The sequence below is a fragment of the Microbulbifer mixtoriginis (SeqCode) genome, from assembly GCF_052466765.1.
In genome coordinates this window covers 2,875,389-2,888,280 of the sequence record NZ_CP174289.1, presented here as the reverse complement: position 1 = coordinate 2,888,280, position 12,892 = coordinate 2,875,389, and the positions used below count along the sequence as shown (strand labels likewise).

General features: G+C 47.5%; 9 protein-coding genes. 8 read left to right on the top strand and 1 reads right to left on the bottom strand.

Going from position 1 to position 12,892, the window contains the following annotated elements; genetic code table 11:
- The first annotated feature begins 6 nt into the window (after nucleotides 1-6).
- From ACJJIV_RS12825 to ACJJIV_RS12810, 4 genes are all read left to right on the top strand, one after another.
- Nucleotides 7-2,163, top strand: a complete 2,157-nt coding sequence (locus ACJJIV_RS12825) for a 3-hydroxyacyl-CoA dehydrogenase NAD-binding domain-containing protein (protein ID WP_444889200.1) — start codon at nucleotides 7-9, stop codon at nucleotides 2,161-2,163.
- A 141-nt stretch (nucleotides 2,164-2,304) separates the two neighbouring features.
- Nucleotides 2,305-3,453 (top strand): acyl-CoA dehydrogenase family protein, encoded by a 1,149-nt coding sequence (locus ACJJIV_RS12820; protein ID WP_444883005.1) that lies wholly within the window; start codon nucleotides 2,305-2,307, stop codon nucleotides 3,451-3,453.
- 242 nt (nucleotides 3,454-3,695) lie between these two features.
- On the top strand, nucleotides 3,696-4,889 hold the full coding sequence (locus tag ACJJIV_RS12815) for a CaiB/BaiF CoA transferase family protein (RefSeq protein ID WP_444889199.1): 1,194 nt from the start codon (nucleotides 3,696-3,698) through the stop codon (nucleotides 4,887-4,889).
- 465 nt (nucleotides 4,890-5,354) lie between these two features.
- Nucleotides 5,355-6,890, top strand: coding sequence for a cryptochrome/photolyase family protein (locus ACJJIV_RS12810; protein WP_444889198.1), 1,536 nt, complete (start codon nucleotides 5,355-5,357; stop codon nucleotides 6,888-6,890).
- A gap of 241 nt (nucleotides 6,891-7,131) precedes the next feature.
- On the opposite strand, the gene ACJJIV_RS12805 is transcribed toward ACJJIV_RS12810, so the two are convergent.
- Entirely contained in the window at nucleotides 7,132-7,548 is a 417-nt protein-coding gene (locus ACJJIV_RS12805; protein WP_226642070.1) for a VOC family protein, read from the bottom strand.
- A 925-nt stretch (nucleotides 7,549-8,473) separates the two neighbouring features.
- On the opposite strand from ACJJIV_RS12805, the gene ACJJIV_RS12800 reads away from it, so the two are divergent.
- The 4 genes from ACJJIV_RS12800 to aptA all read left to right on the top strand — a co-directional run bounded on the left by ACJJIV_RS12800 (nucleotide 8,474) and on the right by aptA (nucleotide 12,873).
- Complete coding sequence (locus ACJJIV_RS12800; protein ID WP_444887412.1) at nucleotides 8,474-9,259, top strand: outer membrane protein OmpK; 786 nt, start codon at nucleotides 8,474-8,476, stop codon at nucleotides 9,257-9,259.
- 1 nt (nucleotide 9,260) lies between these two features.
- Nucleotides 9,261-10,622, top strand: a complete 1,362-nt coding sequence (locus ACJJIV_RS12795) for an NCS2 family permease (RefSeq protein WP_444889197.1) — start codon at nucleotides 9,261-9,263, stop codon at nucleotides 10,620-10,622.
- 11 nt (nucleotides 10,623-10,633) lie between these two features.
- Nucleotides 10,634-11,197 carry a phosphoribosyltransferase gene (locus tag ACJJIV_RS12790; protein ID WP_252083610.1) on the top strand — a complete coding sequence of 188 codons (564 nt, stop codon included), beginning with the start codon at nucleotides 10,634-10,636 and terminating at the stop codon, nucleotides 11,195-11,197.
- A 335-nt stretch (nucleotides 11,198-11,532) separates the two neighbouring features.
- On the top strand, nucleotides 11,533-12,873 hold the full coding sequence (gene aptA / locus ACJJIV_RS12785) for an omega-aminotransferase AptA (protein ID WP_444889196.1): 1,341 nt from the start codon (nucleotides 11,533-11,535) through the stop codon (nucleotides 12,871-12,873).
- The last annotated feature ends 19 nt before the right edge of the window (nucleotides 12,874-12,892 follow it).

Below are 12,892 nucleotides of genomic sequence, written 5' to 3'. Positions count from 1 at the left end.
GAAAATATGAAATCTATACGCTTGGAAAGAGACAGCGATAACATTGTCCACCTGATTATGGACAACCCCAATGCCTCCGCCAATGTAATGGATCGGGATTTTACAGACTCACTACAGGCCGCGGTGGAGGAGATAAAACAGTGGGACTATGCGGGGATTATTGTTCGCTCCACTAAAAAAACATTTTTCGCCGGCGGCGATCTCAAGTCCCTCTATGCCGCAAAGAAAAGTGAGGCTCAGGAGTTTTTTAACTCTTGTGAGGCCCTTAAGGCAAACTTGCGCTGGCTAGAAACTCAGGGCAAACCTGTTGTAGCGGCAATCAATGGTGCCGCTCTCGGCGGCGGCTGGGAAATTGCCCTCAGCTGCCATCATAGGATCGCCTTGGAAGAGAACTCAGTAAAAATAGGGCTACCGGAAGTCACCCTTGGGCTGCTGCCTGGTGGTGGAGGCTGTGTACGTATGCCCCGCTTGCTAGGTATTCAAAATGCACTGCCTTTCCTGCTGGAAGGCAAGCAGGTAAAAGCCAAGCAAGCATTGGCAAGTGGTTTAATCCATGAGACAGCCCAAAATGCCGGAGAGCTGCTCAATAAGGCTCGGGACCATATCCTCAGCAACGGTGAACAACCGAGCCTACAGCCCTGGGACCAGCCCGGTTACCGTATGCCCGGCGGTGACGCCAAAAATCCTAAAAATGCCCAGCTGTTGATGATTGCCCCCGCCATGCTGGAAAAGAAAACCCACGGCTGTATGCCCGCTCCTGAAGCGATACTGGCGACGGTTATCGAGGGCGCCCAAGTGGATTTCGACACCGCCACGCGTATCGAATCGCGTTACTTTGTCGACCTCACTTGCGGTCAAGTAGCAAAAAATATGATCGGCACCTTCTGGTTTGCTCTTAATGCGCTGAAGGCCGGCACCTCTCTCCCACCAGCCGCACGCGAATCGAAAACCACAGCTATCAAAAAGATCGGCATACTCGGGGCCGGAATGATGGGTGCCGGCATTGCCTATGCCTGTGCCAGCAAGGGCATTGAGGTTGTGCTGAAAGACATTTCCACCGAGGCAGCCTTAAAAGGTAAAAACTATGCAGAAAAGGCCCTGCAAAAACGTCTGGAGCGCGGCCGAACAGACGAGGCACACGTACAGACTATCCTGTCTCATATTCACCCAACAGAGAATGCCGCCGACTTGAGAGGTTGTGAGTTGATCATTGAAGCAGTGTTCGAGGACCGAGAGTTAAAAGCCGAAGTTACCCGCGAGGCAGAAGCCCAACTGGATAGCAGCGCTGTCTTCGCCTCCAACACCTCCACACTACCAATTACCGGCCTGGCTCAGGCCTCTGCTCGGCCAGATAACTTTATCGGCCTGCATTTTTTCTCCCCGGCAGACAAAATGCCGCTGGTGGAAATCATCTGTGGTAAGCAAACCAGTGAAGAGACTTTGGCCCAGGCTTTCGCCTTCGTTTTACAAATCGGCAAGACGCCGATTGTTGTTAACGATAGCCGAGGCTTCTTCACCTCTCGGGTCTTTGGCTGCTTTACCAATGAGGGAATTGGCATGCTTGGCGAAGGGATAAATCCCGCCACGATTGAAAATGCCGCATCCCTGGCCGGATTCCCAGTAGGGCCTCTAGCTGTGAGTGATGAGGTCTCTCTCACCTTGATGGGAAAGATTCGCCAACAGACGATTAACGACCTGCAGAAGGAGGGTAAAAGTGTCCCCACACATCCTGCAGAATCTGTAATTGATCATATGCTGGAACTTGGCCGCGCCGGCAAGTTGGCGGGTGGCGGTTTTTACAGCTATCCAGAAGGGGGTAAGAAACACCTTTGGCAAGGCCTGCAGCAGGAGTTTCCAGCGGCCAAACAACCCCCTGTTGAGGATATCAAGGAGCGCCTGTTATTTATCATGGCCATAGAGACACTGCGCTGCTACGAAGAAAAAGTGCTACGCAGCGTGCGAGAGGCCAATATCGGCTCAATTTTTGGTATTGGTTTTCCTCCCTGGACCGGCGGAGCCCTGCAATATATTAACCAATATGGCGTTGAAGCTTTTATACAGCGCGCCCAAAAACTTACCGAAACCTACGGGGACAGATTTTCTCCCCCGGAAACATTAATAGCACTCGCCGAGTCCAAGGAGGAGTTGAAGGATACCCATTAGTCACATAAAGACTACGAAGTCGCTGATGAGCGAGAAGACTCAGCAGAATTAACGGGGCTGCCACGGCCGGGCAGTCCCGCAATTGCACAAATGCGAAGAGTCTACAATTCCAGATAATAAAAACGAATGTTGGAGTTCAGAATGATACCGAGAACCGTTTACAACGAAGACCACGAGCATTTTCGCGATACCGTGCGAAAGTTCCTCGAAAACGAGGCCATCCCCTTTCACAGTCAGTGGGAGAAAGATGGGCAGGTCGATCGTGCTCTTTGGAATAAGGCCGGTGAAATGGGCTTTCTCTGCCCTCAAATCTCCGAATCCTACGGCGGCCTTGGGCTGGACTACGGCTATAACTCTATTATTGATGAGGAAATCGCCCGTGCAGGTCTTTCTGGCATCGGCTGGGGGCTGCACTCCAATATTGCCGTACCCTACATTATTAATTACGGCAGTGAAGAGCAAAAAAAGGAGTACTTACCTAAATGTATCAGCGGTGAAATTGTAACGGCCATCGCCATGACAGAGCCCGGCGCGGGTTCCGATCTGCAAGGAGTAAAAACAACCGCAATCAAGCGTGGCGATCACTATCTACTCAATGGTTCCAAGACATTTATAACCAATGGCCAGCACGCCGATCTAGTTATCGTTGTTGCAAAAACAGACCCCAGTGAAGGGGCTTCCGGAGTAAGCCTGTTATTGGTTGATGCCAAATCGGAAGGATTCAAAAGAGGCAATAATCTGGAAAAAATTGGCATGAAGGCTCAGGATACCTCCGAGCTTTTCTTTGATGATGTCAGAGTACCCCAGGAGAATTTACTGGGAGCTGAAGGCCAAGGTTTTGTCTACCTAATGCAGGAATTACCACAGGAAAGACTCAGTGTAGCTATTTTTGCCATTGCCAATGCGGAAGCAGCATTAGGGTGGACTATTGACTATGTACGAGACCGCAAAGCCTTTGGAAAACCTATAGCCGCGTTTCAAAATACACAGTTCAAACTGGCGGAACTGGACAGTGAACTCTCTGCCCTCAGAGTCTTTGTGGATCGTTGCCTGGAACTCCATTACGAGAAAAAGCTTGATGTAGCCACTGCAGCAAAAGCCAAATTACTCGCTACCGACTTCCAATGTAAGATGCTGGATGAGTGCGTTCAGCTCCATGGTGGATTCGGCTATATGTGGGAGTATCCTATTGCCCGTTCCTGGGCTGACGCCAGGGTACAACGTATTTATGCAGGAACGAATGAAATCATGAAACTCATTATTTCCCGTGAAATTCTCCGTGACAACTAAGCGCAATAACCCGGCGGCCTACACTACCGCCGGGTTCAACCCGCCACTGTATTAATAAGAGAACAATTAATCGCCGATCGAATTTACGATTTCATCTACACCAATCTCTATTTGCTATCAACTAATAAATAAAACTCTTCCACAAAATTCGTTCATACTTGTCATATAAAAGATTAATTGCATGTTTAACTTCTGAAAATTTCTTTACGTAAACCTCCAAACAATAATATATAAAATAAGCAATGAATAAATCTATCACCCCCCTGCAAGGCCTACGTATACTCGATTTCACCACCCTGCTTCCAGGTCCATACGCCACTATGTTATTAGCGGACATGGGTGCGGAGGTTCTACGTATAGAGTCGCCGAATCGTCCGGATATGCTTAGGGGGCTTCCTCCTATGATCGACAGTGAGGATCCCGTTTCCGCAGCTCATGCAACAATTAATCGCAACAAAAAATCTTTGTCTTTAGATTTAAAAAGCCATGAAGCAAAAAAAATTATTGAAAAACTACTTTCTGAATACGACATTGTCATTGAACAATTCCGCCCAGGAGTCATGGATAAGCTTGGTTTTGGCTATGAAGACCTCAGTGATATACGCACAGATATTATCTATTGTTCAATCACCGGATACGGACAAGATGGCCCTCTTAAAATGCGTGCTGGGCATGATATCAATTATCTTGCACTCTCAGGGCTCGCCAGCTATTCCGGTCGGCAGAGCAGCGGACCCAGTCTGAGTGGTATGCAAGTTGCCGATATTGCCGGCGGATCCCACCATGCAGCCATGGCAATTCTTGCCGCCGTGTATCACCGCCAACAAACAGGCAGCGGTGGCTATATCGATATCAGTATGACCGACTGTGCCTATGCTTTGAATGCCATAAGCGGAGCCAGTGCTCTCGCAAATGGTGGAGATCCTAAGGTGGAAATGGAACTGCTTAACGGTGGAAGTTACTATGATTATTACCGTACAGCCGATGACCGCTATCTATCCGTTGGTAGCCTTGAACCTCAGTTTGCCAAAGCTTTCTTTCAAGGAATTGGGCATCCGGATTGGATGGTTCGGGTACTAGAGAGCGATCAGCAAGAGAGCTTGAAACAAGATATCTCCGAGGTTATACAACAACGTAAGCTGAGTGAATGGATTAATATTTTCTCTGATCTCGACGCCTGCGTTGAGCCTGTTCTCAACTTTAGTGAAGCAACAGAAAGTAAATTATTCAAAGAGCGGCAAATGGTTGTAAACGCAAAGACCAAAAGTGACAGCCCTCTCCTACAGATCAACACGCCCTTCAAGTTTAATGGAAAGAAAAATATACAACACCAAGCAGGCTCCAAACTGGGTGCCGATAGCCGATCCCTACTGAGCTCACTAGGGTTTAACACTAAGGACATTGACCGACTAATTGCTCAAAAAGTTATCGTTTAGACCAACTCAAAAAACTGCCAGAGGAATAACATGATCCAGAATCGCCCGAATATTCAGATGCATAAGAAATATTTGCAGTAAAGCAGTGAAAGGTATTCGCTGAAGAACTGCTAAGCCCACAATTCAAGTCGTATTTACATCCTTCGGAGATCTTGAGGTTTTGATCAATTGTAAATGGTAGCAGTCAACTTTAAGGACTCTTAGGGTTTATGCCCCCTATGCTATTTCTCACTTAAATAGCGTCAATCAATAGGCAAAATAAAGCAACTATAACAATCCTAAATAGTGAACACACACAGTACACTATAATCATAAAATCAATGACTTTGGCGTAAAAGCGTAACTTCAATCTGCGATGAACTACTAAACTTTAGAAGTTATGAGACCTGAAAAGCATACAAGTAGCTTTACTCTTAACCAAATATAACCTTTTGACAAAAACTGTATTCCAAAAAGGCTTTCCTTTTGAAAACGCTACGATTAATACTCGGCGACCAGCTCAACCATAAGCACTCTTGGTATAAATCAAGCAGTCCAGATATTTTCTACCATATTGCCGAGATACGACAGGAGACAGATTACGCCATTCATCATATTCAAAAAGTGGTTGCCTTTTTTGAATCCATGCAAACGTTTGCCGAGTGGCTGAAATCACATGGTCATCAAGTCATTTACTATCAGATTGACTGCAAAGAAAATCGACAAAATCTTAAAGAAAATATTCAACAAATAGTTGCTCAGCTAGATATTCAGAGATTTGAATATCAACTACCTGATGAGTATCGTCTTGAAGAGCAACTAAATACAATAGTTCAAGAATTGCAGATAGAGTATAAATCCTATGACACAGAACATTTTCTAACCACCAGAAACTACTTGAAGGATTTCTTTAGGGGAAAGAAAACTCTCTTAATGGAAAGCTTCTATCGCCATATGCGCAGGGAAAACAATATACTTGTCGATGAAAAGGGGGATCCTGAAGGAAACCAGTGGAATTTTGATAAAGGGAATCGAAAAAAATGGAGTGAAGCCCCTCAAATTCCCCGACAATACCTATTTCGAAAGAATGTGGAAAAAACACTTAAACGTATCCAAACCGCAAAAATAAAAACCATTGGTTCTATTAACGCCAAGCATTTTACCTGGCCAACAAGTAGAGAAGATAGCCTCAAAGTCCTTAACCATTTTTGTAAATATCTTTTACCACACTTCGGCGATTACCAGGATGCGATGGACCCCAACGAGGCCTACCTTTTTCATAGCCGCCTGAGTTTTTCTCTTAACTGCAAATTACTATCCCCCAGTGAAGTTATCAATCGCACTATTGATCATTGGAATTCCAACAAGAAGGAAATTCATATGAATCAAATAGAAGGGTTTGTCCGGCAAATTCTTGGCTGGCGGGAGTATATGCGCGGTATTTATTGGCAAGAGATGCCAAACTATACGAAGATCAACAAACTACAAAATCATAATTCTCTGCCCAATTTCTATTGGACAGCGCAAACGGATATGTACTGCCTTAAAAGCGCTATCAAAAACAGCCTTGAGCATGCCTATGCCCACCACATTCAGCGTTTAATGATAACTGGTAACTTTGCCCTTTTAACACAAACCGACCCAGACCAAGTAGATGCATGGTATTTAGGGATATATATCGATGCTATTCAGTGGGTAGAGTTACCGAACACTCGCGGTATGAGTCAATATGCCGATGGCGGACTGGTCGCAACAAAGCCTTATATAAGCAGTGGCTCGTATATCAATAAAATGAGCAACTATTGTGATAACTGCCGATACGATGTAAAGAAGAGAGTTGGTGAAGATGCATGTCCCTTCAATAGTCTTTATTGGAATTTTCTCTTAGAAAAGCGGAACTATTTTAAGAAAAACCCAAGAATGTCTATGATGCTCAGCCTCTTAGATAAATTGACAACGAAGGAAAAAAAAGATATCCAAGCTCAAGCCAATAGTTTCATAAATTCTTTAAGCTGCAATTAGAAAATCCTCTCTTTTGCTCTAGCCAAAAGGCTTAAATAAAATAACCTCGCAACCATCAACACTGCAGGCAGCACTTTCACTTATAAAATGGTTTTCAAAAACACGAAACAATAAGGGCAGGAAAAGAAAGGAAAAAAATAATAGGAGGTAAAAAATTTAAATTAACCCAAGATACAATACAAAAGACCATACGTATGGTACCTCGGGCTAACTCAATGTGTGCTAACTGTGGTCCATAGCGCTATTTAAACATCAGCTCTGGATTCACCATAGTTTTCATTTCCAGCACATTACCGTTCGGATCTTCGATAAAGAAAGTTTCCTGTTCGTACTCACTGCCAACGAAGCGACGATATGGCTTATCCAAGTACTCCAGGCCAGCAGCTTCGATACGAGCTTTCAGGGCTTGGAATTCATCATCCGGCAGGTGAATACCGAAATGGGGAACAGCTACCGCTCCCATATCAACCTTATGGCGTACGTTCGGCAGCTTCTCTTCACTCTGATGCAAAGTAAGTTCATTGCCCCAGAAATCGATATCTACCCAGCGCCCTTCTTCGCTGTTTCCAGTTTTACAGCCAAAAACGCCACAGTAAAATTTCTTGGCTACCTCAAGATCCCCTGCGGGGATTGCAAGGTGCAAGCAATTGGATTTCATAAAACCTCCCACTCCCGGCCGCTCTTCTTCATCCCGCTGATTGACATATAATCACAAGCCAACACCCTGGGGGATAGATTTCTCAAGCAACCAATTGGTACATACGGGGTATAGCGACCCCAATTTATTATTTACGCCACCAGGGCCGATCAAGGGCTTCCCAGATGACTCCGGATAACAAGGCAGCTGCCAGAGCCCCGAGAGACACATATTGCACCTATTTATAGGGCGGTTCGTGAGTCTCTCCCACCAAGTGCTCAAAAAAACAACAGAAGGCGTAATCAGGTCACTACTAACCGGCAAGCCTTGAAATATCCTCCTAATTGAGCGCAGTACTTTAACACATGTGTTGCTGGGAAGAACTGACTCTGATTAATAACGAAGTTACTCACAAGTCACTCCTACATCAGGGCCCACTATTAAAAGAAAGCCTTACATAGAATCTTCATTATGCACCTCAATGGTGCATGTTAGTAGGATGACTCGTGCACAAGGTGTACTCAGCTCCGCTTGATACAGTTCCCTCCAGGTCTTTCCACAACGCTTTGCCTTACAAACTCTTGCACCTTATTAGTGCTCCCTATACCGCCTGGCGCCCTATTTGCAGGCAGCAGGTATTGGTCCACAGCCTTTCCTTATTAAAAGTACCGGTTCTCGTAACCAAAAATCAGGCCAGCCCTTCAATAGGTCTTTTTCCCGGTTGTAGGCTTACCCAACCGCTAAAAGGTATTTAGTTTTTATTTTTAAAAATTTATTAGTACTTCATTGCTTTAAGGCTACTCACCTAGAGGCTATTGCTGAAAAAAAATACTGGAAAACACTCGGTAAACTCGGGTATATTCCGCGACTATTTTTTAACCAACTGCCGACCCAAGTGTCGGCCGCCAGTGCGGTTTCCGCCTGTCGCTGTAACAGAGGTAATACAATGAAACCAACCAAGCCCCTGCTACTACTGGCCTCCGGCCTGTTGTCTGTAGCTGCCCAAGCAGAAATGACTTGGAGCGATAACAGCCTCAGCCTGTTGTATGGCCGCGACTATGAAATGAACTACAGCCTGACCACCGATGATTCCGAGCGCTCTGTAGTGACCTTTGAACACGCCAGTGGCCACAGCTGGGGAGACCTGTTTATCTTTGCCGACTATCTGCATTCAGAAGATGGTTCAAAGGAGCTCTATTCAGAAATTTCTCCTCGTCTGAGCCTGGGGAAGCTCAGCGATCGTGAACTGGCTTGGGGGCCGGTAACCGACGTATTAGTGGCAACCACTGTAGAGCTGGGCAATATGGATGACCCCGATCACCTCACAGCCACAGGCCCGCATTTCACCAACGTTCTGACAGGTCTCGGTTTCGACCTTGCAGTTCCGGGTTTTTCTTTTGTCCAAGTAAACGCCTACCGCCGCGATAACGATGACAAGGCCAGCAACGAGCAGCTGACCCTGGTTTGGGCCATGCCATTTACCCTGGGAGACTCCAGCTTCGTATACGACGGTTTTATCGATTGGACCAGCGCCGCAGAAAATACACACCCAAGTATGAATTTCACTTCCCAGCTCAAATGGGACGTGGGCGCCAACTGGGGTGAGCCGAAAGCCCTGTATGCCGGTATTGAATACGTGCATTGGAATGACAAATTTGGGTTCAAAGATGGAACCTTTAATACCGACTCCAACGAGCGCAATGTTAACCTGCTAGTAAAGTACCACTTCTGATATGAAACCCTCTGATATCCAAACATCAGCGACCCCAGGGTCTGGTATTCCCCAGGCGGCTGGCGACGCCTCTTTATTGGAAAAGCTGTTCAAGCTGTCTGAGCGTCAGACAAATGTTCGCCGGGAAGTGATTGCCGGTGTGACCACTTTCCTGACCATGGCTTACATCATTTTTGTAAACCCCAACATCCTGGCGGCGGCTGGTATGGATAAGGGCGCCGTGTTTATGGCGACCTGTCTTGCTGCTGCGATCGGCTGTCTAATTATGGGGCTGTACGCCAACTACCCCATCGCACTGGCGCCGGGAATGGGCCTCAACGCCTTCTTCGCCTATGTAGTGGTGGGCGAAATGGGCTATAGCTGGCAGGTTGCCCTGGGTGCAGTGTTTATATCAGGGGTAGTGTTCCTACTGCTTAGTATCTTTAAGTTGCGGGAATGGATAATCGACAGTATTCCCACCTCCCTGAGGCAGTCGCTGGCAGCCGGTATTGGACTGTTCCTGGCGATTATCGCCCTGAAGAGCTCAGGGATCGTGGTTGCCAGCCCCGCCACCCTGGTGACCCTGGGGGACCTTAAGTCTGTTGAAGCTATGCTGGCTGCTCTGGGCTTCTTTATTATTGTGGCTTTGTCCTACCGCCGTATGCTCGGCTCGGTAATGATTGGCATTCTCGCAGTTACCGTTATTGCACTTGCTATTGGTAAAGTAGAGTTCACCGGCCTGGTCTCCGCACCACCGAGCCTGGCGCCCACCTACCTCGAACTGGATATCGCCGGGGCATTTGAAGTGGGTATGATCAGTGTCATCTTCGCCTTCCTGTTCGTAGACTTGTTCGATACTGCCGGCACTCTGCTGAGTGTCTCCGACCGCGCCAAGCTTCTCGATGAAAACGGTAAGTTGCCGGGCATGGGCAAAGCCCTGATGGCAGACAGCTCCGCTTCTGTAGTCGGTTCTGTTCTGGGTTCGTCCACTACTACTTGTTACGTTGAGAGCACCGCGGGCATTACCGCAGGTGGACGCACCGGTCTGACTGCAGTGGTCTGCGCTGGTCTGTTCTTGCTGGCAACCTTCTTTTCCCCGCTGATCGGGATGATTCCCGCTTATGCGACTGCCGGAGCTCTGCTGTATGTCGGCGTCCTGATGACCTCCGGTCTGTCTTCCATCGACTGGGATGACATCACCGAAGCCGCTCCGGCGGTGATTGCGGCAGTAATGATGCCGTTATCATTCTCTATTGCTCACGGTATTGCTCTGGGCTTTATTGCCTACGCAGTCATCAAAACACTGAGCGGGCGCAGTAAAGACGTCAGCATCAGTGTCTACGTGTTAGCGGCTCTCTTTATTGCCAAGTTCGCCTTTTTCTGAGGGGTACACAGATGAAAAAGCATTTTATCAGCGCACAGCAACTGCTGATTGATTCCTACGCGCTTGCCGAACAAATCTATCAGAGCGGCTTCCGCCCTAATTACATCGTTGGAGTATGGCGTGGCGGCGCTCCGGTAGGTATCGCAGTACAAGAATTGCTTCATGTGATGGGTGTGGATGCGGACCATATCGCAATCCGAACTTCCTCCTACCTCGGTATCGGCGAGCGCGACAAGAAAGTCCGAGTGCATGGTCTGAACTACCTGATTAAGCGCCTTGAGTCCCACGACTCCCTACTGATCGTTGACGATGTACACGATTCCGGCCTGAGTATTGAACAAACAATTGAAGACCTGCGCGCAGCCTGTAAAAAGAACACGCCAGAGATTCGTATTGCAACGCCTTACTACAAGCCGAAAAACAACAAAGCGAAGCGCGAGCCGGATTACTTTATCCACAAGACTGAAGAGTGGCTGGTATTCCCTCATGAGATCGATGGCCTCACCCGGGAAGAAATCCTGGAGAACAAGCCTGAACTCGCCCCTTACGTTGACCGGATTGCTACTGCAGTCTGATCCTCTTTGTTACCGGGGACTCAAGTCCCCGGTACTTCCCCTTCTTTATCATTGAATTGTCAGTATCCTTAAGACTCCTCTCTCTCCACCTCTTCCAGTCTAATAACTACGCTAGAACCGACAAGCTACAATCAAGCCCCATACTTCAAACCTTTCTCAAAAGCCCCCACTTATGCAACTAAAGTTAGTTTTAGGCAATTTATTAAATAGAAAAGTTGGTCCAGAATTGGGAGGGCCTTAAATAAATTCACAATGTATCTTTAGGGCTTCAAGTGGTAACAACGAACTATTTAAAGATTGTCTAAGATAACTGTCCCAATTGTCGGAAAATAAAAATGAACGACAAGCTCGCAGGGCTCAGCCAAACACAACTCGATGCACACTGGATGCCCTACACCGGTAACCGGCAGTTCAAACGAGACCCACGAATTATTACAGCCGCTGATGGATGTTATTTCACCAGCGCTGATGGTCGCCAGATTTTCGATGGCCTTTCAGGCCTGTGGACCTGTGGCGCGGGTCATAATCGAAAAGAAATCGCCAAAGCCATTAACCAGCAGTTGGAGACTCTAGACTTCGCCCCCTCCTTTCAGTTTGGCCACCCCGGCTCCTTCAAGTTGGCGGAACGAATCACTCGCTTAATGCCGGAGGGCCTCAATCGGGTATTTTTCACCAATTCCGGCTCTGAAGCAGTGGAGACCTCGCTGAAGATCGCCCGTGCCTATTGGCGCAAAAGAGGGCTGGCCAGCAAGACCAAACTGATTGGTCGAAGTAAGGGATATCACGGAGTGAATTTTGGTGGAGTTAGTGTCGGCGGCATCGGAGCCAACCGAGCCATCTATGGTCCGGCGCTCTCCACCGCTCACCTTCCCCATACACTACTGCCGGAAAATCGCTTTAGTCGCGGACAGCCTGAATATGGGGCACACCTTGCCGAATCACTATTAGAAATTATTGAGCTACACGATGCTAGCAATATTGCCGCTGTCATCGTTGAGCCAATGGCTGGCTCCGCCGGTATTTTACCCCCACCAGAAGGTTACCTACAGCGACTTAGGGATATTTGCGAGCAACACCAAATCCTGCTGATTTTCGACGAAGTAATCACCGCATTTGGCAGACTGGGCACTGCCACAGGTGCAGAGCTTTTTGGCGTAGTTCCAGATATTATCAACATCGCCAAGCAACTCACTAACGGAGTCATCCCCATGGGAGCCACGGTGGTGCAGCAAACGATCTATGAGACGTTTATGCAGCAAGGAGGAGCCGACTACCAGTTGGAGCTACCCCATGGATACACTTATTCAGCGCACCCAGTAGCCTGTGCAGCAGCACTTGCGACCTTGGATCTTCTAGAGAGAGATAACCTTTTCAAGCATTCAGCAGAGCTTGCCTATCTTCTGGAAGAATATATACATCAGCTGAGCAACTTGCCTCTGGTTTACGATATCCGCAACTGTGGCCTAGCCGCCGCGCTAACGATTGAGAGAGCCCCAGGGGAGCCCTTATTACACCCATTCCGCATTGCCTTAAAGATGTGGGAGAAAGGCTTTTATGTTCGTTATAGCGGAGACACCATTCAATTGGGCATGCCATTTATTACACGCCGTGAAGAGATTGATGGACTGGTAAACGCCCTCGCTGAGTCTGTTCTTGAAGTTGCTAACGGTCAATAGCGTTTTTATTCTGTTAGCG

Coding starts and splice junctions, on each gene's coding strand:
- ACJJIV_RS12820 (WP_444883005.1), top strand. CDS start 2,305: ATGATACCGAGAACCGTTTACAACGAAGACCACGAGCATTTTCGCGAT.
- aptA (WP_444889196.1), top strand. CDS start 11,533: ATGAACGACAAGCTCGCAGGGCTCAGCCAAACACAACTCGATGCACAC.
- ACJJIV_RS12815 (WP_444889199.1), top strand. CDS start 3,696: ATGAATAAATCTATCACCCCCCTGCAAGGCCTACGTATACTCGATTTC.
- ACJJIV_RS12805 (WP_226642070.1), bottom strand. CDS start 7,548: ATGAAATCCAATTGCTTGCACCTTGCAATCCCCGCAGGGGATCTTGAG.
- ACJJIV_RS12790 (WP_252083610.1), top strand. CDS start 10,634: ATGAAAAAGCATTTTATCAGCGCACAGCAACTGCTGATTGATTCCTAC.
- ACJJIV_RS12825 (WP_444889200.1), top strand. CDS start 7: ATGAAATCTATACGCTTGGAAAGAGACAGCGATAACATTGTCCACCTG.
- ACJJIV_RS12800 (WP_444887412.1), top strand. CDS start 8,474: ATGAAACCAACCAAGCCCCTGCTACTACTGGCCTCCGGCCTGTTGTCT.
- ACJJIV_RS12795 (WP_444889197.1), top strand. CDS start 9,261: ATGAAACCCTCTGATATCCAAACATCAGCGACCCCAGGGTCTGGTATT.